This window comes from Tenericutes bacterium MZ-XQ, assembly GCA_002838205.1.
Classification (GTDB): Bacteria; Bacillota_I; Bacilli_A; order Acholeplasmatales; family Acholeplasmataceae; genus Mariniplasma.
The window spans coordinates 99,047-123,618 of sequence record CP017950.1 but is presented as its reverse complement, the minus strand read 5'-3'; the positions used below and the strand labels follow the sequence as shown (position 1 = coordinate 123,618).

Sequence of the window (24,572 nt, the reverse complement as noted above, 5' to 3'; positions counted from 1 at the left end):
TTTAAGATAAACTCTTATAATCATAAAAATTACAGATCGCTAACAACTGAGACATAGTCGCTTGTTAAAGTGATGGATAAATTGCCATTTCTAACACGCAACTCATCTAAAAAAGCTTTTTGATTGATATCAGGTTTTGACTTAATCAGATATGTTAGTTCAAACATTGTACCAAAATCAGTAGTTTTAACTTTTTGGAGTTTATAACTCATGACATACTTTTTAAATACATCATCAAATGCATTGGCATAATTCAAGTTCTCTGGAATGATGATTTTTAATTTAGAGTGACTAGTCGAATCTTTATCTAGTCTCAAAAAATGTAGTCCAAATAATAATACACTTATAAATATAGTGATAATAATAGCGATACCTATAAGCCCCATTGCTGATGCTAAAGCAATTCCTACTGTACTTAAAATATATGTAATATCTCTTGAATCTGCGATAGCAGTTCTAAATCTTACTAAAGTAAATACACCAGCTAAACTAAACGCTCTTGCTAAATTATCAGATATCAGTAACACAATAACAGATATCACAACAGGCATTAAAAACAATGTCATACTAAATGATTGATCATACACTGTTTTCCTATGTGTTAGAACATAGACTAAACTAATAAGACCCCCTAAAATTGTTGATGTCGTTAAAACCAAAAGGATGCCTGTTAATGTCAAAGGTTGTATGTCAATAGTGATAAAGGATGTAATCATCGGTTGTTCCTCCTAATAAATATTTTTGGTATGCTTTTCCATATTTCGAAAAGCTTTGACTATATAGCTGATATTCAGACAATTTTCTCGCTAACCAAAACGGAAAATTATCTTCACTTTTAACTTCCATCAGCCAGTAGTCTTGATTAGATAATACACGTTCTCCTTTGATATCATCTAAAGATATATTTTGATTTCTAAATAAGATATCTTGATCAAATGTAACTCTTAATTGGTCGTCAGGAGACATAAGCGCTATACGATCATATTTGATAAATGCTCCGGGTTTTGCTTGATGAACATCTATAAAATATCTGATTTCATTTAATATCTGTTGATCAATATATGTTGATACATTAGGCATTTGCTTATGTTCGAGGAAATCTCTAGCCTGTTGATATGTTAAAGTGACTCTTCTTTTATTGATTTTCCCGCGATGTTTTTTCTTAATTTCTAAGAAAACTAAATCATCATTTTCAAGTGGTGCTTGATAACTTCTAAGTCTTAGCTTTTCTTTATAGACTGGTTTTTGAATTGAGTTTCTAATGATCGAAAAATCTGGTGTATCAAAATAAATGTTATAAATTGTGTAATAAGCTCCCTCATTTGAGTAAGGATCCTCAACAAGGTATGTTTTTAAGAAGGTATATAGTTCATCTTTTTGTTTTTTCGTTAATAAATATTTTCGCTCATATCTATTAAAAATTGAATTTTGCATGATTAATTTTACCTCCTCTATACCATTATATATGATAATCTCTATTATGGAAACCAATTTCTTTTGCCGATTTTAAGAAAAAAAGGGTGTTAGATTAAATCTAACACCCTATAGCTATTTATTTTAAGTATCTTTTATAAGAAAACTAAACTAATAAATACACCAACAATACCACTGATCGCAAGTACTGCAAGTGCTTTTGTAGGCATTTTGCCATTATCACTCATGGCTTTACCAAACATACCAAACACAAGTGGATGGATTAAAAACGGCATCGCAAAAATGAAATTAATTAATCCTGGTGAACTAATCGCAGTATTCACCGAATCAAACATACCACCTTGAACTGCAGCAAACAATCCAAAATGAGATATAGCACTACTATTTGCCATGGCAGCACTTTCTAAATCCATGCCTGCAAAATGAAGTAACGTAAACCCTCCGAATACAGCAACCAATTGCCAGCCAATAGAAAACAATATTAAACCTTTAATTTCTTGTCTTTCTTCACCTTTTGCATGTCTCAGTGTTTTAATAGCAAAATATGTAAATAAAATACCAAGTGCAACAACAAGTAATCCTGGAATCACTAATAGGCTTCCTCTTGAAACACTGATCGCTAAAATTGTAAACACAAATAAATGTCCAAAAAATGGAATGTTGATCATGATTGGAGCTCTTTCTTTCGCAACTTCTCCAATATCTCCTGCTGTACATGCACCAGTTAACCCACTATGAGATAAACTTCCAGCCATCCCAGGCGCAAGTATATCTACATGATTCGATTTTCCTAAGAAAACAAGTAAACTAATACCAACAAACATCCAGAATAATTGACCAAAGAACCCATAAGCCATCACTTGTAACATACCATCTAATGTAAATGCTTCAAGTAATCTAGTCCCACCAACGATGAAAACACCAGCTAATACGATTGGAATACCCCCAAACAGTAAAGCTCTCATCGTAGGACCTGGACGCCAATCGCTATAGAACATACCAGCACCACTTGATATAAGCATTGCAAAAAATATTTGTGGCAATGCAATTAGAGGTTCAACAGCACCTGCGATGACTTTACCTAAAACCAACACAAGTAAGATCACAATAATTTCAACTAAACCTCTAAATATATATACACGTTTGTTATCAATCTTTGCTTTACTATCAATAAGTATGATAGAAACAGCAATACCGAAAAATGCAAGTAATGGTGAAAATTCATCAAGCACACTTCCAGAAGGAAAGATAATGTTAAATAAAGAGACGATACCAATCAAAATAAAGAACGCTCTAGTTAAAAAGATTAACTGGGTTCCCTTAGTACCTAGTATTACCTCTTCTTCATTTAAAACAACATCATCTTCTTTTGGTGTTTTAGGTTTCCAAAATGTATTTCTGAGTTTTTGTCCACCTGTAAAAAAAGTTGCAATTAAAGCAATGATTGTGGTGCCTCCCGTTAGACCAACAATCGGAAATTCTGCCAAACCTGGTTGTGCAAGACCACTGACCTCTAATACCATTCCTAAAGTTAAACCGAATACTACAATAATCAGAATTGGTGAATATTTAGAGCCTGCCACTACACTTCGCGCAATTAATACGACAACTAACAACATTGCTAGTGTGAGTAATAAATGCGTGAATATCTCATACAATTCCATATTTTCCTCCATATGTTTTTATTTATATATAAAAGGGTGTCGCATACGGCATCCTTTTTATATCCATATATTTATTTTGTTGATGAAATATTTTTTACTTCAAACCTTATATTTTTAGTATAACATTTTTATTTCAATTTCAATTCAGATACGAAAAAAAATATAAACCTTATGAACCATGTTGTAATAATTTTAAATAATTAAGGAGAAACCAAATGCGAAAAAATGAAAGACTTATATTTTATGCAGTTGCATATATGACTGTTTTTAATTATGCCCTTATTTTAACCCTCATCGCTTTTAACAGAGACACGTTTACTGACTATACAGGTCTTGTTTTAAGATTTGGTATCGGTGCGCTAATATCTATATTTTTTTCCATTTTAATCATCAGAAATCACAGATATTTAAAAAAAGAGTTCACATCAACATTGATCAAACTCTCTATTGCACATATACCCGCACTGATAGGGCTTGCTCTAAGTTTTATAATGTTCCTATAATAAAATCCCACCTCTTAGGAGATGGGATTTTTTCTATTCAAATATACCTTCATAATAATCATCGGTATTCATTGCAGATAACAACCAATCTGCACGATCTTTCAAATAGTTTTCAATATATGAGATCTGTTTTTCAAATGAGTTTGCTTCAACGATTTCTATTGGATTCGGCCACACATATTGATCAAATATCTGCCATTTTGCAAAATTATCGTTCGCTTGTTCATCTATAGATGCCGATAGTATAGGAATCATTTTATATAATTTAGGTAGTTGATCTAAATAGTATTGGTGGAACCTGATTCTATATTGCTCTCTAATTTCAGGAATATCCATCATGAGTTTGAATAATCTATTTTTATATGCTTTCATGCCATAGAAATTTTCTGGACCATAATCAATATAATCTGCATTTCCGATTGCGAAATCAAAATCCCAAAGTGGACCAGGTTGTAACAAACCTCCTGCTTCTTTCATGTAAAATACACTGGAATAACCGACATCGACATTTTTTACAAGTTCTTGAATAATAAAATAATCAATAAATGCATCGATATCGATTAATGCTTCATAACCACTTTTATTAAGTAATGCTTCATCAACTTCTTTTAAGTAATTAAACATAAAATCTGTATGGACTGAAGTGAACCCTTGTTCATCTACATCGGGATCTTTAATCTCATAAGGAATTCCATTTACAACAATCCAGTCATAACCTGGTTCAATGGATTGATCAAAAAAACGCATATCAAGTTCAAGTAAATATCCTGTATCAGCAACTCCAGCAATGCTTTCTATGTCAAGCTTATTTTTATGAACTTCAACTTGTTCTGTCAATACATATAACCCCATATAGGTTGTATTGATATAAAGTTCCACAAATCTTGTTTCTAAGGTATAAGGCAGGACATCAGATAAACTAGATAGTTTATGAACGATTGTATTTCTCATTAAAGATTTATCTGCATACTCTGCAAGTAAAACATAATTTTTAGCCTCTGGCATGCCAAAAATTGATGTGTTTTCATTAAATCTTAGCCTGAATGGTTTCTTTGGATAGCTAAACCAAGTAGAATTACCTCTACCTCTAATTTGAGCTGCTATCGTGTCTAGTTCGATTTCTTCAACGCCATTACGATTTCTTTTTGCAACCACAGAGGCTTGCATATAGGTTTCTCTTGTAACATTTTCTACTGACTCAGGAAGTGATAGATGTAGTTCATAGTTGTTTTCTCCTGAATCGTCTGCTAACAATCTAACATCAATAGATCCTTCATATATCTGATCGTTTTTCTTGATCTGATAAACCAATTTAGTATCTTGATCATAAAACGGTGATACATAATTATATGCGCCTTCAAAAGATTGACCATTGAGCTCATAAGTCACTTCAACATTCGTATAACTAGGTAGATCAAAATCATTATTAACAGTCTTTGGAACTGAAGCATCTATTTCTTCAGAAATGTTTTGAAATAAGGATGGATAGTCAATTTGTTCACAACTCATAATCATCATTAAAAAACTTAAGATGATGACATATAATAATATTTTTCTCATTTCATACTCCTTTAGCAAGTTATTTGCTAGCCATATATCCATTATACATTTTCTCTATGCTTTATGAAACAAACTTGTTGTATAAGATTTTACATGTGCTGCTTAGAGGCATATAATAAAGGTGAACAAAAAGGAGATGTTTATATGAAAAAAATAGCAATATTGGTTGCAGATTACTTTGAAGATAACGAGTTATTCTATCCCTATTTTAGGTTACAAGAAGCTGGATTTGATGTGGATTTGGTTGGTGCAAAAGCAAATGAAACTTACAAAAGTAAACACAACGCACCAGCAGTAAGTAATGTGGCGTCAAAAGATGTCTCATCAAAAGACTATGTAGCTGTGATCATTCCTGGTGGTTACTCTCCAGATCACATGAGAAGATCAAAAGAAACAGTAGACTTTGTGAAAGCAATGAGTCATGAAAAAAAATTAATTGCTGCAATATGTCACGGACCATGGATGATGGCTTCTGCTTGCGATTTAAAAGGCAGGACATTAACAGGTTATTATTCAATCAAAGATGATCTTGTTCATGCAGGTGCAACTTATGTAGATCAAGAAGTGGCTGTAGATGATAACTATATTACATCAAGAACACCTAAAGATCTACCTGCTTTTTTAAAGGCAATCTTAAACTATTTGGCATAATTCTATCTGTAAGACACAAAAAAAGACTTTAATCTTAGTCTTTTTTTCGTTATGCTCAGTTCAAATGGTTTTATCTGGTTTTTTAGATATGTTATACTAGGCATACATTTGGGAAGGCGGTATTATGAAGAAAACTTTAAAACAAGTTTATGAAACACTCACTTATAATCTTAGAACATTACTCTATTTTGAAATTTCATATCATGTCTTAGGTTTACTCATTATTTTCCCGCTTGCCCGCCTTTTATTTAATTTTTCGATACAGCTATCGGGATTTTCGTATATCACAAATCAATACATTTTATCCCATTTATTGAACCCATTAACAATATCTTTTTTATTATTAATGATTACTTTGCTTTCAATTTATATTGTTATAGAACTCATTTTTTTATCCATATTATACGATTATGGCTATCATGAAAAGTTTTTGAATTTAAAAGAATTATTAATTTTGGGGTTAAAAAGAGTTTATCACGTCTTAAAGAGATATCATGTGTTCGTCATCTTTCCTGCATTTTTATTATTTATGACTGTTCAATTAATTCATTTGGCCGGTATATACTCAACAATCTCGTTTCCACTTCAAATAGTTGAGCAGTTTAATCAATATCCTTTATTAAAACTTGCTGTGTTTACTATCATAGGCTTTTTAGTCATATTGTTTTTTGAAACTAGCTTTAGTCTAAACTTATATACAATCGATCAGTTGTCATTTAAACAAGCATACAAGCAAAGTAGACAGATGATAAACTCTCATAGATTAAAAATGTTTGGAGAATTTATATCGCTTAATATATTTTTAAATATTTGGATAGGCTACAATAAGTTAGACAGAATTAGAATAGACATATTAAAATCAAACTAACAAGAAAGCGAGTGGTTTTAAATGTCTAAAGGAACAAGGTATACCCAAAATCATTGCTGATTCTTCAATTTCAGGACTGATTTGCATCATAGAGTTTAGCGAACTTCGTGAGGCAAATGGAATATATTTTATCGTACCCGCTATAATAACTAATAAGAATGTATCATATATACCTAATGCAGACCCAAAGGTGAAAAACGCAATCCCCATCGCCAGTGCAGGTAATAAGTATGGTAGAAACGCCATATTATTAACATATAAAGCGAACTTGTTTCTTCGGTTACGACTTACAGAGTAACCAATGAGCAACCCAAACGTTCCAGCAAATAATGCTGCAAATGATGAAACTATAATTGATCCCTTAAAGCCATTCCATATTGTATTGTTATATAAAATACCCATTTGGCCATATAAACCGACTTCTTCCATACTATTATGAACCCACCATTTTGATGTGAGTGAATCCCAATCACCATGAAGGATGAAACTATAGTCACCTGGATTAGGTAAGAATGTTTCAAGTGCGAATGCGATGATTGGATAAATAGATGTAAAGAATGTTATAAACACTAATACAGCAGGAATAACATATTTTAAAACTTTACCTACATTTACTAAACTAATTTGACCTGACTTACCAGTAACTGTGGTATAGCTTTTTCTACTTTTTGTATTTCTATGATTGATAATTAGGATTAAAACTCCAAATAACATCATTAATACACCTAGAATACTATTTTGACCAGCTCTTCTAACACCTAGAGAGACATATCTAGTCGCTAGCGTTTCTAGTTGTAGATAATGAGGTACTGGGTAACTACCCATTGAACTCGCAAATACTAATAATACTGTTGAAAGAATTGCTGGATAAACCATCGGTAATGTGATCTTAAAAAACATTTTAGGTTTAGGCGTATCCATAATGATTGCAGCTTCTTCCAAGTTAGAATCCATATTTCTAAAGATACTACCAATGAGTATATATGCAAATGGTGCATAATGGATTGCTAATATCAAGATTGATGGAAATAGGCCAACAACCCACCAATTTGGCATATCAATACCGAAGAACGCAGCGAAAACACCGTCAGAACCACCAGTTACAGCATTACTTTTAAAAAGATTTTGCCAAATAACTGCTAGTGTCCATTGTGGCATAATATAAGGGAAAATAAAAATTGCACTTAAGTATTTTTTCGCAGCAATATTTGTTCGAGTTATCAAGTAAGCAAATATCCCACCAAACAAAATTGCTCCGAAACTTGCAAAAATCGCAAGAAGTATACTGTTTTTCATTGGATCATATAAATTTGCTCGAGAAATATCTCCTGCAAATAAATCAACCCAGTTAACAAATGTATACCCACTACTTCTACCAGTTACAAACTGTGAATAACTTCCTGGTTTAATCAGGAAGGTATCATTTAAAAGCGTGAGCATAGGGACAATTGTTACTAATGTTAATAAGACACCAAATATCACTAAAATAATATGTTCAGGTTTTTGAAGAAAAGTTTTAATTTTGTTTTTGAGAATTTTATTTTTTTGTGCTCTTATTTCATTCATACAATTGCCTCCATGCTATGCTTTAAATATTTATAATTCTACTCTAAACTTGAAATCCATTCTCCAACTGTAAATGCTGTAGATGAAGCATAAATTGGATCTTCAATAATTAATTTACCAGTGCCTACCCACCAGTCATAACCTAAGTCGTTTTTAACTGGGAATGTGTTAACACCGTCAACATAACCATCTTGTGAATGGTCTAATCTAATTGTTGGATTAGCACTATAACCACCCATATCTTTACCCCAAGGATGGAATCCTTCTTCAGTTGTAACCATGTATGCTATAAACGCAGCTGCGGTCCAAGGAAGTGGGCTTGTATCAGGGATTTGTAAGAAGTGTTTGTAACCAAATCCACCAAAACCTTCAAATGCATCTTGATAAGCTGCAACTGTTACGTTGTTTTTAGATGAAGTTTCAGTTTCTTCGATTGAACGAAGTTTTGAATAAACTAATAAACCTGTTTCATCAACAGCTGATGTTTTAACTAATTCTGACATGATTGGGCCATCATCAGTCATGACATTGATTTGTTCAGTCCATAATTTAATCCATGCTAACGCGTATTTACCGTTTGCATCTAAGTTAAGATCAGTAGCTTTAGCAGCTAAACCATCAACTATAGGTTGGAAATATGCTTTTTCAGTAGCGTCTAATGCATCAAATGCATCTTTAACAACTTTAGCATATTCAGGTTTTGTTAACATCAGTAAGAAGTTAAATCCTACTGGTTCAGAGTCAAGACCCATAAACATAGGTGCTTCACCTTCTTTAACAAAATCCCAAACATTATCATAAACGTTAGTTCCTAAATTGTTAAACATGAAAACTTTATTTAATGTTTGAAGTGTTAATGGTTGACCATCATTATCAACATCAACACCATTTGCTTCACGCCAATCTTTAGGAATAAAATTTCTTAATATTCCAGTATCAATCATTTTGCTTTGAACTTGGCTACCATCTTGAATCAATGTCATTGAGAAAATAGGGTTTGGACTATTATAGTCGCTTTCTAACATTGTGAAAATTGAATTTTCTTTTGGTTGTTGCCAACTAATGCTTCCTGTGTAATCAGGATGTCTTTCCTTCATCGCAAGTACGAATGCTTCACCAGCTGTAGCTCCACGACTTGAATTACCAATACCTTCAAGTGTTGCACTACTTGACTCTTCATATGCTTTGTCAAACAATTCTTCCAAAGTCATATTTTCTGCTTCTGCAATAATTTTTTCAACTTCACTTAGTTCTTCTTTACCACAAGCTACTAATGAAAATGTTAAAAGAACTGCAAAAAATAAAACAACTAACTTTTTCATATTTCTCTTGTATACTCAAAACTGTAATAATAGTTAGAGTATAACTTCCTTTCTTTCTATTGTTATAATTAAATTAAGCACTGTGGATTTGTGTCATTTATATATAGCTTTGACTATTGGAGGAGACTCTTACCACAGTTCTTATTTTTAATGTCAATCAGTAAGTTAGCGCTTGACGCTTCATCACAAGACTACATAAATAAGAAATCTGTGACTTACCCAGTGCTAAAACTTATATTGGAGGTGTTTTTATGTACTTAATCGGAATTGATATCTCTAAGTACAAACACGACTGCTTCATAGCTACTGAAGCAGGTATTCAAATCAAAGCATTCAGCTTTGATAACAATCGTTTAGGTTTCGATTTATTTCTTGAGGTCTTAAAATCTTTAGATCAGTCAAAAGAAATAAGAATAGGTCTTGAGTCAACAGGACACTATGGATCAAACCTTAAACAGTTTATCACGGCATCTGGTTATACTTATCTGGAATTTAACCCTTACTTAACGCACATGTTTTCCAAGGCATTATCGTTACGTAAGACAAAGACAGATAAAGTTGACGCCAAAACGATTTCAAGTATGCTAGGTTCTGTTGACTACAAGACCTTACATACTAAATTTTACCACATCAACGAATTAAAACAACTGGTAAGGTATCGTCATGTTCAAATGGTCAATCGTTCTAAAACACTCATTGAACTGACAAACATCCTTGATCGTATCTTTCCTGAGTTTAAACCTTTTTTTAACGAAAGACTCTCTAGTAGTGCGATGTTCATCCTTAAAAAGTTCAAATCCAGAGCAAGAATTTCGAAACTTTCTAACAATGACTATGAATCCATTAGAAGTCACTCTAAAGGCAGATTATCTTATGTTAGAGTTCAAAAACTTAAATCTTTAGCTAAATCATCAGTTGGATATGAAACTCAGTCTGATCTGTTACTTCTTAAACACTCCATAAAACACTATGAGACGTTAACTGAAATCATTGAATCTGTTGAACATGAAATCATCCATCTCATGGAAAATATCAATCAAACACTGACAACCATTCCAGGTCTCAACATCATCTCTGCAGCAATTATCATCGCCGAACTTGGTGATTTTAAAAACTTTACAAATCCAGCTCAAATTGTTTCATTTGCTGGACTGGATACATCTGTCAATCAATCAGGAACAATAGAAACCAGAGGACATATCGTCAAACGTGGATCCGGATTACTTAGAATGACTTTTTGGCAAATCACTTTTGCGGGCTTAAGATTGAATCCTAAACTCTATGATTATTACCTTAAGAAACGTGCTGAAGGTAAACATCATAAAGTCGCCATGGTTCACTCTGTTAGAAAACTAATACGCACGATATACTATTTAGGTGTCAACCAACTGACATTTGATCATTCACATTTCAAATAATCAAATGAGGGTGTAGCTACCTCTTATTTGTTCATAAAACTTATATAGGCTTCCATGTGAGGTCTTTTACTATTTTTTATCATTTATTGCTTGACTTATTATAGTAAGTCTCCTCTATATTGTTTTTATATGCTTCTATTGAACGATAGAAACACATGTACAATTACAGTGTAGCAAACACTTTCGCAAGATGGAAGCGTATTCATTTGCACACTTTATTTTGGAAAACTTATAAAATAATCGAAAATCAGTTAAAAAACTTATGAAAGCTATATATTTGGGGTGTATATTGTTGCAAAAATGAAGTAATTTGCTTATTTTTTTTGCCAAAAAAAATGTTTTATTTCTTCTTAGCTCATATGAATATCAAAAACCCAGTTAACATTGTTCATTAACTGGGTTTCATTTATTTATTAAATTTGATGACGCACAGATCATCTGTTAATGACTTGAAATACAAGTTTTTATCGTTTTCTAGTTGTTCATAAACTTGTTTAACGATATCCATATCCTCAACAACTGTGGCATGAACTTCTTCATAGTTTGGATGCTTTATGTCAAATGATATCAACAACTTTCCTTCTGTTTTGGCAGTTTTAACTTTTGGTGTTGTTTTTTCTACAAGAGTAAAGTATATATCATCTTTAACGACGACACTTAAAAAACCTTCTTTTTCTTCATGTTTAAACTTAACAATATTTTTCATAAGATTCCCCTTTGTTTGTTCTTTGTAATAATTATAGCATATACTTATATATATTCATAAGAAGACTATATATACATGATGCCTTTATATATGGGTGTATCACAATATATCGGTTATTCTTCTTTCTACTTCTTCAGGTGTCAATTGATACTTTTCAACATATCGATTACGAGGATGTTTACTACATAGAAGTGTACATCCGCCCAAGTGTTTGTGTTCGTTTTCTTCTGATGTTAAGATTTGCTTATTGCACTCTGGATTCGCACAATTAATCTGTCTTTCACACGGTGTTCCATCAAAATGATCTCTACCCACAACAACATGTTCAACTCTGTTAATTGGCACCTTTAAGCGTTTATCAAAAACATAGCATTGTCCATCCCATAACTGACCTTGTGCTACTTCATCTTTCCCATAGGTAACAATACCACCTTTTAATTGTCCGACATTCTCATGTCCTTCTGCTTTTAAAAACCCAGAAAGTTTTTCACATCTTATACCGCCTGTACAGTAGGTTAATATGTTTTTCCCTCTTAAAATCTCTTCATTTTCTTTAATCCATTTGGGTAGTTCTCTAAAATTTCTTATGTTTGGTTTAATTGCATTTCTAAAGTGTCCGACCATATGTTCATAATCATTTCTCGCATCGATAACAATGGTATTTTCATCTTGCATCCGTCTAAAAAAATCTTTTGGTTCAACATATTCTCCTGTTAACTTTTTAGGATTAATATCTTCCTCTAAACTTAAGTTGACCAGTTCTTTTTTTATTCTTACATGCATTTTGTTGAATGCATGTTCATCAGCTTCATCTATCTTAAAAACAATGTCCTTAAACCTTGGATCATTTCTTAAATATTCCATATATATTTCAACATTCTTTTTTAAGCCTGATAAAGTTCCGTTAATCCCTTCTTTTGCTATATATATACGACCAAGTAGTTGGTTGTCATTACAAAAGTTTTGATGCTCTTCTCTAAATGTTTCTAAATCATCTATTTTTGCATAATGATAATATAAGATGACATAATATGCTTGCATAATAAAACTCCTTTTTCTTTCTAATACCATCATATAAGAAAAAGGAGTATCAATCAAAATTTTTGCTTTTAATTAGCTATTAAAATTCAGTAAATCTTCGTGCAGAATCTTTTTGTATATCCAATAAGCATACACTGCTACTAGAACTGATAAACCAACGGTTATACCGATTGTATATGAATCATATCTATGATCAACATCACCCAATCTAAACATCACTTGTCCAAAGAAATTAAAGGATGCATGTAAAAGCATAGTTAACCATATATTTTTAGTCTTCAAGAACATCACTGCCCATAGCATACCAACTAAAAAGGAATATCCTATTTGCAAAAAGGTATCTCCATATGATGCACCCTCAAGTAAGTTAAATAAGTGACTTAATGCGAAAATCACTGATGATATAACAATCGAATATAAAAGTTTCATTTCATGATTAGCAAAAGATTTTAATAAAAACGTTAAAATAACGCCACGAAAAATAATTTCTTCAAAAAAACCGACACTCAAACATACTAACATAAACAAAATAACTCTATACGTCGGTTCAGTTAGAACTGCTCTATCATCAAGATATGCGATGATTGGAAAGTTGTTAAATGAAATGATTAAAGCAGGTATCATGATGATTATAGACTTCTTGAATTGTTTGAACCTAAATAAAGATTTATATCCAAAAATAATCATCCAATATAAAGCGATTACTCCTCCAATAAATCTGACCAAGATGTCTCTAATTATTCCTTGATCATCTTCGTTTGAAACAAATGGGATATCAACAAATGTCAAAAGAATCATCAAAGCTAGAAGGCATAAAGTGATTATTTTTTGATAGAGATGTTGTTTGTCTTTATGGCTCATAAACATACACTTCCTCTATAAAAAACCGACATTTATAGAAATGCCCATTTTTCATCTATCTATATTGATCGTCTTAACTTAAATGATTTTGCTTATTTTTCATATGTACATGTTTATAAATTAAATAAGCTCCAAGAATAATCATTAATAAACTCATGAATTGTGATGGTGTTGGAAATATATTATATTCTGTAACAAATAATGGGAATAAAACGCCTCTTTCATCACCACGAATGAACTCTATTAATATTCTCCATATACCATAACCAATAAGGTATGCTTCTACTTCTTTATGTTTAAAATATCTAACTTTATTCAATAAGATAAAGGAAATAAATAAAAATGCTGCTTCGAATAACTGTGTTGGATAAACTGCTTCTCCAGGATATAAATCATGTGCATGACCATATGGGAAAAGAACACCTAACATCGATTCTGTTGGAATACCAAAACAACAACCTGCACAAAAACATCCTATACGACCAAACGCATGAGCTAAAACAACGCCTGTCACAACTGTATTTGCTATTTTTTTCATATCCGGCTTAGAAGGTTTATAGAAAATTTTCATTAATACAAAAAACGAAGCAAATCCACCAATCAATGCAGTTAAAAAGCTAATAGATCCAAAATCTGCCTCTCCTTCTTGAATTGTATGAAATATACCATCAAAAGTAAATGAGAATATTAATGCAAACACTAAACTTGCGGCAATTAATATGAGAATCTTATTTGTTTGTCCTTTAGTAAAACCATCTTCTTTATCAAAACGATTGCTTATATATAAAAACATCAAAAAGATGCCAATGACAATGAGTAGATCATACATGGCAATGGTATAACCAAAAATTTCTGGCAATAGATATGGATACATTAAATCATCTCCTTTGATATTATTTTAACATAACATACTTGTAATTTTTTTACAAAGAACGGACATTTGTACTTGCTTTATATTAGTTCTAAAATAGATACCTATTTTCATTAATATCTGTTAAAAATTCTATCTTATGATGAGTAAAATACAAAAAATGATGACTCGATTGAGTCATCATTCTTGTTATGAGTCTCTAATTGTTTAGTGAAGATCTACCAAATACTTACCATTTTATCTTTAGGTAAATACATTTGATCATTTTCTTCTATTTGATAGAAATCCTGGAACTCAGGTAAATTACTTAACTGCATATTCGCTCTTAAAATAGATGGACCATGTACATCTACTCTTAGTAATAACTGACTATATTCAACAGAAGATTTATTTCTCCAAACGCTTGCCCAATTTTTAAAGAACTCCTCAAAATTATGATCTTCGCGTTTTCTACTTGCTTCAAGCGCACATCTTAATCCACCGCTATCAGCAATATTTTCAGAAACAGTTAGTTCACCATTACATGGGCCAAATCCTGTTTCAACACCATCAAATAGTTTAATCATGTCTTTTGCTTTTTGATCAAATGCTTTTAAGTCTTCTTCAGTCCACCAATTGTTAAGTGATCCTGTTTCATCAAACTTAGCTCCATTATTATCAAAAGCATGAGAGATTTCATGTGCCATAACTGCACCGATACCGCCATAATTTTCAGAAGGTGTTTGTTCTAAACTGTAATATGGTTTTTGAAGGATTGCAGCAGGGAACACAATTTGATTGTTCGTTGGACTATAATAAGCATTTACCATACTTGCTGGCATTCCCCAAATATTTCGATTTGGTTCTTTGTTATATTTTGCAAAATCATATGCTGTTAGAATTCTACTGACTGCGAGTCTTTCTTGTATTAAATCTGAACCTTGTTCATATCCTTTAATTTCAAACCAGTCATAATATGGTGGAAGTTCATCAGGGTATCCCACATGAACATTTAATGTTGAAAGTTTTTTAATCGCTTTCTCTTTTGTTTTTTCATTTAACCAATCATTATTTGCAATTCGCTCTTTATATACTTCTATCATTTCATAAACCATAGTTTTAACATCATTTTTAGCTACTGGTCCAAAATAGTTTTCACCGTAATATAAACCTACAACTTGGCTAAATCTATTATATGCTTGATAAAAAGCAAACTTTTCTTTACTTTGAGCTTCTTTAGTCCCTGATAATGCCCGTCCAAATGCTCCAGCAGCAATTCTTAATTCATCCGTCAAATCTGATGCAAATCTCATTGCATTATTTACTATCATCCATGATTTAATCAAATGGAAGTTTTCTTCATTAATAATGCTGTCAAAAGCTTTGATGAAATCCGGATTTAATACAATAAGTTCATCAACTGATTGCTTAACTAAAGCTTCTCCGTTTGCCATAACATTGAAGTTTTGTGTAAGTTTTTGAACATCTTTTTTGCTCATTGGATTGTACATCTTAACATAATCAGCTTTTTCTACGCTTGATTTAGTAACTGGAACCAATAACTCATCAAATGCTAAAGACTCTTTTATTAATTTTTCAATTTCTTCACTAGAAAAACCATACAACGTTAACAGCTGAGTTGTAGTTTGTGTAAATAGACCAATTAATTGTGCCTTTGTCTTTTCATCTTTATAATAACTTGTATCAGGTAAGAAAAGACTTGAAGCTCCAAAATACAAAACTTGATTATTACTGTTCATGAAATCTTGCATGACTGCAAATCCAAAAGGTGTTTCAATAGACTCTAATGTCAAATCTACAAATGCTTGCTCCAAATCTTTTAACGAATTTAAATGATTAACTTTATTTAGAATCACCTCGAATGGTTTTGTTCCAAGTTCTTTTCTTTTATCAAAATCTTTAGTCATTTGATAAAGTTTGATAAACTTCTTTAAATTATCATTTAATCCCGATTGATCTTTTTCCCACTGAGCAGTCAGTTCTAATAGCGTTTTTTCGATATCTAAATGTAATTCTAAAAAAGCTGACATCGAAGGCTTGTCACTTGGTATAACGGCTTTTTCTAACCACTTTCCATTTACTGCTTCATAAAAATTATTTTTTATTTGTTCTTTATTCATACAATCACCTCTTTTTACTATTGTAACATTTTTTACCAAACTATTGGTTTCTTTTATCTAAAAAACACTGTTTAATAAACAAAAACTCTTCCTAAAATAGGATAGAGTTATTATTTATTACATGTTTTTACATATTCGACAATTGATTTTATATGCTTCTTATCGACATAATAAGTAGGTTCATTATATCCTTTTAATATTTGCTTTTCATCGTTTGTAAGATTTTTTTTGTGCTTTAGTATGAAGTGAAACATACCCACAATAAGTTTCATTAAACCTTTTACTTTAGTGAAATCTACACCTCCGGGTAAATAAAAGAATTTGTGAAAGCTTAATTCTTCAGAGGTGAAGTTTGTTTGCTTGATGTCATTGATTTCTTTTTCTAATCCTGGGTTTCCTGCACATGCGAAAATGACAATAGGTTTGTTCCTAAAGAGTTTTAATACTGGTTTGATATCATTCATCTTTCCCATATAGACTCCTGATCCAAAAATGATTATCTCATATCCATGAATATCCTTTTTAGAGAACTTAGAGAAATCTTTTGATTCAAAATTGAGCTCATCAGCAATCCACTGTGCATATTGTTTTGTATGTCCGTACTTGCTTTTGTATAGAACAATGCCTTTCATACTAACCCTTCTTTTTTAATTTTTTCTCGATTCTATTAACAGCTAACTTCCCTGTCATGATGCTTATTGGTAATCCTGCAGGACTATAAGACCATTGACCTGCTTGATATATATCAGGCATTGGTGTTAGTACAGATTTTGCAACAGCTGTCATACTGTTACGATTGGCATATGACTATTGGTAAATGCCCATCCTGTAATTGCACCATCTTTATTGGAAGTTCTTTTTTCAATGGTTAATGGTGTTGAACTAAAGACATCTATTTTATGCGCATCAATACCTTTAAAAATCGATTGATCCAATGCTTCAATGACAAATCGTTCACATATCTCTTTATACTCATTATACCACCCCATCGTCTCAACCTGTTTAACTAAATCATAATCCATTAAAACAGAAATGATGAGGCCCGTTTTGCCTTTAGGAGCTAGTTTCTCATTTCTGAGCACAGGGATAGATATTTCATATGTATTATATTTAAAATAATCTTTTAACCAAGAGATTATTTGATCTTTATCTTTAGATGCAATCACATCTTTTAGTTTTTCTTCGACTTCACTTAAACCTTTTGTTTCAGGCGTATAGAAAAAATGTCCCGTACAAATCTCTTTAAAATATGATGGATCCATATCAACTGTCATATAAACTGTTTGGATTGAATCTCCACCGCGAAGCTTTTCTATATCTTTTTGATATGTACTCACTTTTTCTTTAAGTTTTAAATCTGATATTGGGTTTTGGTTTGCAAACTTATATAGTAGATTTAAATCAGCAGCCCATAAAAGTTCTTTATACGCATAAGTGTTACCTTCATGATCTTTAACAAGATGTTTATCAACATCAACACTTGTGATTTCAGTTTCGGTTTTAATGTGACCACCTTGTTCTAATATGAATGCTTCTATTTTATCAATGAGCATTCCTGTACCTTCAAGTGGATATTGATAATCTAAATACAAACTAAAATAACTTAATGCAAAAAATGTAGGTGTGTTTTTGAAAAAGTGTTGGCTAATCATACTATTTAATGATTTGCTATCTGTTAGCTTATCAAGATACTCCACAACTGGGATATCTAATTTGTTTACTTTTCCAACAGTAAACATAAACTTAAACATCCATGGAAAAATTGTTTTAAACAAATAGTTTTTATCTTTAAAAATATCCATGAACAATGGATTATCTATGCCATATAAAATATCCATATACTTCATGATTTTTTTAATTTCTTCAATAATTTTATCGATGTCTTCTGATTGTTTTGGATAATGTTTTTTTAACATGTCGCTATATCGGTCAACACTCGCTTTTGTATCAACCTTGATGACATCTTGATCAATCCCTAATGAAACAATGCTTCTTGTAAACGGAACGTCTATACCAAGTTGTTTTAACATAGGCATAACAATACCAGAATTTTCAATGGATCTAATTCCACCATCAAGTTTAAATCCTTTATAATCAAATGAGCTGACTAATCCACCAACTTTTTCTTCTTTTTCGATTAAAAGAACTTTGTGTTTTGACTTACTTAGATATGCTGCGGCAGTTAGACCCGCGATACCGCCACCAACAATAATCGCATCATAACTCATTTTATCACCCCAATCATTTGATCATTTATATCACACATGTTTTTAGATAACTCCCATATAGGAGTTTGTAGATGTGTTTTTCTTGCGTGTTTTGCAGGCAGTTCTTCAATCGTTAAATTGAAGAATTTACCGGATATTCCATCAAGTTCTTTTGATGTTGCTAAATAGTGAACTGCACTTGCAGAGATTTCTGGGTCTTTTAGGAAATGTGATGTAAAATGTTTAAAGAAAAACCGATACAACCATCCATTATTTTGTCCAATATTTGTTTTTACTGCCCCCGGATGCATTGCATTGATGGTAACTCCTGAGTCTTGTAATCGTTTTGCGAATTCATAAATTGTGTAGAGTTGAGCGGTTTTTGAAGCACCATAACTGCGCAAGCCTGTATAAATGTGTCTTTTGAAATTAACATCGTTAATTTTAACAGTTCCAAATCGATGGCCTTCAGAGTTTATTTGAATGATTCTTGCTTTGGGATTTTCTTTTATTCTATCAATTAATAAATAGGTGAATAAGAAAGTGGCTAAATGATTCACACAAAAAACCATTTCGATACCGTCTTTATTATATGTTTTCTTAGTTGAGTGAATACCCACACTATTAACTAACACATCGCTTTTAGGATATTTTTGTAGAATGACATTAGCTGCTTTTCTTACACTTTCTAGATCACTGAAGTCAGCGATGACAATATCTATGTTTATATCATATACTTTTTTAATATCAATTTTAATTTTTTCTGCTTTTTCTTGATTTCTTACAACCATAACAAGATCTGCACCAGCCTGTGCAAATCTTCTTAATGTTACTTCACCAACACCCGATGAAGATCCTGAAATGATACAAGTCATTCCATTCATTTTTGCATTGCTTTGATGTTGCTGTGCTCTACCATTTTTTATAAACATGAGTTGTTCAGGCCATTTAAACATAACTTTCTTCTCCTATCCAAAAAAAGTACGCATAAACCATCGATATATACGTCTCCATACTGGAACTCCATCATAGATGTCTCCCCATAAATCATAGTAATCCCTTTGCTCTATGATTTTTCCATTTTCATTAAGTGTCAATCTTGAAGATCCATAAATTGGTTTTTTAGGAAAGAACCGAAACGACATCGTCATTTTCCATTCCATAAAAATGATTTCCTCGTGTTTAACAACATGTTTAAGTTGCATATCCAAACTTTTACATCTTTTTGTTAGGCGATTACACATAGCTTCAAACTTTTCGAAACCTTCTATCCTTTGAATCGAGTCATGAAAAATAATTTCCTTATCGTAGTAAGGAAAGATATGAGACCAGTCTGGCTTTCCATCTGGATTATAGGTTTTTGACCACTGCGTCAATATGGTATCAACAGATGTAATACTTTTAGTTTCTAATGTTGTTTCTTGCATCATACTATATCACCTCAAAAGCAACATGTTTTTTCACATTATATCATAATTTATATGTGTGTTGTATGCATAAAGCAATCAATAAATCGCGAATCCCATAATTGGTTAAAATCATTTGTATCACAAAAATTACCTAAAATTGCATTTCTTTAGTTAACTTTGATCATATTTAGATATATTGAAAACCATATGAGAATTTACGTAACACTTTCATCACTATCAATATATCTGCTTTTCTAATAATATATAAGATTTTTTAGATAATAACCCAAATTCTTTCATAAAATCTTTGAGATAATATGTGTTTAAAAATATGAGCTAAACTCATTATTAGGCTATTTTATATGTTATAATTGAAGCATAAAACATCTCTTGATTTAACTAAAAATATGAACTGGAGGTCATCATATGTCAAAAGGTATGATTGCTTGTAAAGGTATTGCTATTGGTAAAGTGTACATATTTAAAAAAGAGAAAATTACGATTTCAGAAAAAACATCTTCCTCTGTTGATGAAAGTCTAAAAAAACTATCTGCTGCTATTAAAAAAAGTGAAGATGAACTAAAACATTTAATAAAAACATCTGCTCATGGTGACATTTTTGATGCTCATCTTTCGATTTTGCAAGACATAGAACTTATTGAACTATCACAAAAACTAATTAAGGAAGACAAAATGACTGCTGCTTACGCGTATCAAGAAGCAACAAATCATTATATTCAAATGTTTGAAGCTATAGAAGATGAATATTTTAAGGAACGTGCACTCGATATTAAGGATATACAACATCGTGTATTATGCCACATATTAAACATCGAAGTAAAAGATCTATCCTCGATTGAAGAACCTTCAATTATTGTTGCAAATGATTTAACACCTAGTGATACATCTAATTTAGACTTAAACTATATTCAGGGTATTATAACAGAGACAGGCGGACTCACTAGTCACACTGCAATTATTGCAAGATCTTTAGACATTCCTACAATTGTTGGTATCAAAGGTATCACTGACCAATTAAAAGAAGATGATATGTTGATATTAGATGCTATTGATCATAACTTACACATCAATCCAGATAAAAAAATAACTAACACTTATCTTAAAAAATTAGAAGATTTTATAACCTATAAAAAGAAGTTGGCAGGATTAAAAGATGTTCCAGCTGAAACAACTGATGGCGTAAAGGTCAAACTATTTGCTAATATAGGTAGTCCTAAAGATATCGAAACTTTAGATCATTATGGTGCTCAGGGTGTCGGTCTATTTAGAACTGAATTTCTTTTTATGGATTCTACAACTACACCAAGCATTGAAAAACAGAAACAAGCTTACAAAGAAATATTTGATCACATCGATCCAGTCATTATTAGAACACTAGATATTGGCGGAGATAAAAACTTACCTTATCTAAAATTTGACCATGAGGAAAACCCATTTTTAGGTCATAGAGCAATTCGCTTATGCTTATCTGAAATAGAGTTATTTAAGACTCAGTTAAAAGCCATTTTAATCGCTTCAAAAAAACAAAAACACTTATATTTAATGATTCCTATGATCGCAAAAGTCGATGAAATTGTTCAAACAAAGAAAGTCATTGAGGAAGTCAAAAAAGAGCTTCAAAAAGAGGATGTTGCTTATCAAGAAAATATAAAATTAGGTATCATGATTGAAATCCCAAGTGCAGCTTTAAATATTAAAAGATTAGCAAAACATATTGATTTTATATCAATAGGAAGTAATGATCTCATCCAATACTTATACGCTGCCGATCGTATGAATGAAAAAGTTAGCTATTTATATGAGCCTTTTGATCCTACATTGCTAGAACTCATAAACAAAGTTATAAAGGACTCAAAAGATGCTGGGTTAGAAACTGGGCTATGTGGAGAAATCGGAAGTATTCCTGAGATTGCTTTATTGCTCATGGCTATGGGTATTGATGAAATCAGTCTAACTGCAGCTATGATTCCAGAACTCAAACAAGTCGTTAGGGCTTCATCATTCAAAGAAATGACTAAGTTATTAGAAAAAGCATTACAATTAGATGATGCAAAAGCTGTTAAATCACTTATGAGTGATTATCTAAAAACATTGAATCTATAGACAATATCAATTTTTATTTCACTTTCTATGTGCAACTTTTTGTGAGTCATCTATACTTGATTTCATGTTAAAATATACATATGTTAATCATCTTTTTTTAATTAATACTTGAAACGACTAGGAGGGAATATGAAGGAAATCACATTAACCATTACAGATAAAGATGGTCTTCATGCAAGACCTGCATCTGACTTATGCAAAGAAGTTTCTAAACTTGACGAAAAAATTGAATTGTTATATAAAAATAGAACTGTGAATATGAAAAGTACGTTAGCAATTATGAGTTTAGCAATTCCTAAAAACAGTGAGATCACTATCAAAGTAACTGGAGACAACGAAGATACCGTTGCCGATAACATCGTATCTTTATTCAAAAATTTAAAATTAACTGATTAAAAAAAGATTGGTGCGATATCGCATCAATCTTTTTTATTACTTACTTTTAAATGTTTTAGAACCACATCTACAATATGTTCTGCAGTTAATCCATAATACTCTTTTAAGTAAGGTATAAGTCCAACTTGTCCAAATTGTTCTTTAACACCAACAGGTAAAATCTTAACAGGCTCTATTTGTGACAAGCATTCGCTTACAGCACTATATAATCCTCCGACAATATTGTGATTTTCAGCAGTTATAATTAATGAAGTTTTTTTTGCATATTTAATCAATAATTGTTCATCAATGGGTTTAATAGTGAATAAATCTAAAACTGCTGCATGAATACCTTTTTCCTTTAGTATTTCATGTGCTTTTAAAGCTTCTTCTAATAGAAGACCGGTTGCAACAATGGTAACGTCTGATCCATCTTTTAAAATAACACCTTTACCAATTTTAAATGTTGAATCTTTTTCATAGATGGCTTGCATTGATTTTCTTGTGATTCTTATATAATGAAGACCTTTTCTATCGTTTACTTGTCTTAAAATATCTTCAAACATAACAGCATCACTCATCTCCATGACTGTTGCATGAGGTATAGCTCTATATAACGCTAGATCTTCAAAAGGCATATGGGTACCTCCATTATGCTCAGCTGCAACACCACCATCTGAGCCAATAATGGTTGCTGATAATTGGGCATATCCTAAAGATAGAAAGACTTGATCAAAGGGTCTTCTTGAAACAAATGGTGCAAAGCTATGAACAAAAGGTTTCATCCCGATTAAACTTAAACCAGCAGCTACACCTATCATATTGGCTTCTTGTATACCACAATTAATGACTCTATCAGGGTGTTTTTCTAAAACCTTAATCGTGGTGGATGCACTAGATAAATCTGCTTCTAGTGCTACTACTTGATTATCTTGATCCATTAATTCTGAGATAGTTTGAGCGTAAACAGATCTAAGTTCAACTGTTTTTTCAAGTTTGTCTTTAAGTTTAATCATTGATATCTGCCTCCAGTTCTGCTATGACTCTGTCTAAGATTTGATGTTCTTTTTCTGAAAAGCGCATGTGATGGTTTTTTGCTATATTCTCAAATTCTTTTACACCTTTACCTTTGATTGTGTCTAATACAATAACACTTGGTTTACCTTCTTGTTTCATAGCGTCTTCAATTGCTTTTTTAATCTTTTCTTCAGAGTGCCCATCAATTTTTGATGCATAAAAATTAAAAGATTCTAATCTTTTTACAAAATCACCTTGATCAGATATATCTTTTCTAAAACCATCAAGTTGCAACTTATTATCGTCTATAAAAACAATTAAGTTATCTAGTTTTTTCTGTCCAGCAAATATAAAAGCCTCATAACATTGTCCTTCATTAAGTTCTCCGTCACCTACAACTGTATATACTCGATTTTTTTTGTTTTGGAGTTTGAATCCTAAGGCAACACCTACAGCTACACTCAGTCCTTGACCTAACGATCCTGTAGTCATATCGACACCTGTTGTTAGATTTTTATCAGTATGAGATGGCAAGGTAGTGCCATTTTCATTTAGTGTTTTTAAAAGATTTTTATCAAAGTATCCTTTGAGTGCAAGCGTTGCATATAATGCTGGACCTGCATGTCCTTTAGAAAGAATAAAGTAATCTCTATTTGGGTCTTGCGGATCTTTAGGATTTATGTTCATCATACCACCATAAAGAACTGATAAAGTCTCTACAATTGATAAGCTTCCACCTAAATGACCAAAATTTCGATGTTTAAGCATTTTAAGTATTTCTAGTCTAATCTGATTTGAAAATTTTGTTGTCATATGTGACTTCCTTCCTAAAAGAAAAAGGAATTATTTCAATTC

At 31.7% G+C, this 24,572-nt stretch carries 22 protein-coding genes and 1 pseudogene; 6 read left to right on the top strand and 17 right to left on the bottom strand.

Annotated features, from left to right (window positions below; all coding sequences use genetic code 11):
- Positions 1–29 precede the first annotated feature (29 nt).
- From BK011_00580 to BK011_00570, 3 genes are all read right to left on the bottom strand, one after another.
- On the bottom strand, positions 30–716 hold the full coding sequence (locus tag BK011_00580; GenBank protein AUD64258.1) for a DUF4956 domain-containing protein: 687 nt from the start codon (positions 714–716) through the stop codon (positions 30–32).
- Positions 691–1,434 (bottom strand): hypothetical protein, encoded by a 744-nt coding sequence (locus BK011_00575; GenBank protein AUD64257.1) that lies wholly within the window; start codon positions 1,432–1,434, stop codon positions 691–693. Before BK011_00575 ends, BK011_00580 begins: the two co-directional genes overlap by 26 nt.
- A 134-nt stretch (positions 1,435–1,568) precedes the next feature.
- On the bottom strand, positions 1,569–3,110 hold the full coding sequence (locus BK011_00570) for a hypothetical protein (GenBank protein ID AUD64256.1): 1,542 nt from the start codon (positions 3,108–3,110) through the stop codon (positions 1,569–1,571).
- Between the two features lie 203 nt (positions 3,111–3,313).
- Here BK011_00570 and BK011_00565 point away from each other — a divergent pair, with 203 nt between their 5' ends.
- On the top strand, positions 3,314–3,601 hold the full coding sequence (locus tag BK011_00565; GenBank protein ID AUD64255.1) for a hypothetical protein: 288 nt from the start codon (positions 3,314–3,316) through the stop codon (positions 3,599–3,601).
- 33 nt (positions 3,602–3,634) lie between these two features.
- Here the strand turns inward: BK011_00565 and BK011_00560 are convergent, their stop codons facing one another.
- Positions 3,635–5,161: a hypothetical protein gene (locus BK011_00560; protein AUD64254.1), complete on the bottom strand. Its 1,527-nt coding sequence runs from the start codon at positions 5,159–5,161 to the stop codon at positions 3,635–3,637.
- A gap of 144 nt (positions 5,162–5,305) precedes the next feature.
- Here BK011_00560 and BK011_00555 point away from each other — a divergent pair, with 144 nt between their 5' ends.
- Together BK011_00555 and BK011_00550 are read left to right on the top strand one after the other, a co-directional pair.
- The gene (locus BK011_00555; protein ID AUD64253.1) at positions 5,306–5,812 is read left to right on the top strand and encodes a protease; all 507 of its coding nucleotides are present in this window, start codon (positions 5,306–5,308) and stop codon (positions 5,810–5,812) included.
- Positions 5,813–5,936: 124 nt separating this feature from the next.
- A complete protein-coding gene (locus tag BK011_00550; GenBank protein AUD64252.1) occupies positions 5,937–6,680 on the top strand; it encodes a hypothetical protein in 744 nt (247 codons plus the stop codon).
- Here the strand turns inward: BK011_00550 and BK011_00545 are convergent.
- Positions 6,672–8,246, bottom strand: a complete 1,575-nt coding sequence (locus BK011_00545; protein AUD64251.1) for an ABC transporter permease — start codon at positions 8,244–8,246, stop codon at positions 6,672–6,674. The two genes, BK011_00550 and BK011_00545, sit on opposite strands and share 9 nt — an antisense overlap.
- 38 nt (positions 8,247–8,284) lie before the next feature.
- Entirely contained in the window at positions 8,285–9,568 is a 1,284-nt protein-coding gene (locus BK011_00540) for a hypothetical protein (protein AUD64250.1), read from the bottom strand.
- Positions 9,569–9,819: 251 nt separating this feature from the next.
- On the opposite strand from BK011_00540, the gene BK011_00535 reads away from it, so the two are divergent.
- Positions 9,820–10,986, top strand: a complete 1,167-nt coding sequence (locus tag BK011_00535) for a hypothetical protein (GenBank protein ID AUD64249.1) — start codon at positions 9,820–9,822, stop codon at positions 10,984–10,986.
- A 406-nt stretch (positions 10,987–11,392) separates the two neighbouring features.
- Here BK011_00535 and BK011_00530 read toward each other — a convergent pair whose 3' ends face one another.
- From BK011_00530 to BK011_00490, 9 genes and pseudogenes are all read right to left on the bottom strand, one after another.
- A complete protein-coding gene (locus tag BK011_00530) occupies positions 11,393–11,692 on the bottom strand; it encodes a hypothetical protein (protein ID AUD64248.1) in 300 nt (99 codons plus the stop codon).
- A gap of 99 nt (positions 11,693–11,791) precedes the next feature.
- Entirely contained in the window at positions 11,792–12,733 is a 942-nt protein-coding gene (locus tag BK011_00525; GenBank protein AUD64247.1) for a hypothetical protein, read from the bottom strand.
- Between the two features lie 72 nt (positions 12,734–12,805).
- The gene (locus BK011_00520; GenBank protein ID AUD64246.1) at positions 12,806–13,594 is read right to left on the bottom strand and encodes a hypothetical protein; all 789 of its coding nucleotides are present in this window, start codon (positions 13,592–13,594) and stop codon (positions 12,806–12,808) included.
- 73 nt (positions 13,595–13,667) lie between these two features.
- A complete protein-coding gene (locus BK011_00515; protein AUD64245.1) occupies positions 13,668–14,468 on the bottom strand; it encodes a hypothetical protein in 801 nt (266 codons plus the stop codon).
- Positions 14,469–14,683: 215 nt separating this feature from the next.
- A complete protein-coding gene (locus tag BK011_00510; protein AUD64244.1) occupies positions 14,684–16,585 on the bottom strand; it encodes a hypothetical protein in 1,902 nt (633 codons plus the stop codon).
- 110 nt (positions 16,586–16,695) lie between these two features.
- Complete coding sequence (locus tag BK011_00505) at positions 16,696–17,217, bottom strand: hypothetical protein (protein ID AUD64243.1); 522 nt, start codon at positions 17,215–17,217, stop codon at positions 16,696–16,698.
- Between the two features lies 1 nt (position 17,218).
- Positions 17,219–18,813 (bottom strand): annotated as a pseudogene (locus BK011_00500) (hypothetical protein).
- Positions 18,810–19,748 carry a hypothetical protein gene (locus tag BK011_00495; GenBank protein ID AUD64242.1) on the bottom strand — a complete coding sequence of 313 codons (939 nt, stop codon included), beginning with the start codon at positions 19,746–19,748 and terminating at the stop codon, positions 18,810–18,812. Before BK011_00495 ends, BK011_00500 begins: the two are co-directional and overlap by 4 nt.
- Positions 19,749–19,760: 12 nt before the next feature.
- Complete coding sequence (locus tag BK011_00490) at positions 19,761–20,219, bottom strand: limonene-1,2-epoxide hydrolase (GenBank protein ID AUD66099.1); 459 nt, start codon at positions 20,217–20,219, stop codon at positions 19,761–19,763.
- Between the two features lie 408 nt (positions 20,220–20,627).
- Here BK011_00490 and BK011_00485 point away from each other — a divergent pair, with 408 nt between their 5' ends.
- On the top strand, positions 20,628–22,325 hold the full coding sequence (locus tag BK011_00485) for a phosphoenolpyruvate--protein phosphotransferase (GenBank protein AUD64241.1): 1,698 nt from the start codon (positions 20,628–20,630) through the stop codon (positions 22,323–22,325).
- A gap of 129 nt (positions 22,326–22,454) precedes the next feature.
- Positions 22,455–22,721, top strand: a complete 267-nt coding sequence (locus tag BK011_00480; protein ID AUD64240.1) for a hypothetical protein — start codon at positions 22,455–22,457, stop codon at positions 22,719–22,721.
- A gap of 23 nt (positions 22,722–22,744) precedes the next feature.
- Here the strand turns inward: BK011_00480 and BK011_00475 are convergent, their stop codons facing one another.
- Both BK011_00475 and BK011_00470 read right to left on the bottom strand, forming a co-directional pair.
- On the bottom strand, positions 22,745–23,716 hold the full coding sequence (locus BK011_00475; protein AUD64239.1) for a transketolase: 972 nt from the start codon (positions 23,714–23,716) through the stop codon (positions 22,745–22,747).
- Complete coding sequence (locus tag BK011_00470) at positions 23,709–24,530, bottom strand: transketolase (GenBank protein AUD64238.1); 822 nt, start codon at positions 24,528–24,530, stop codon at positions 23,709–23,711. The genes BK011_00475 and BK011_00470 overlap by 8 nt, the downstream gene beginning before the upstream one ends.
- Between the last annotated feature and the right edge of the window lie 42 nt (positions 24,531–24,572).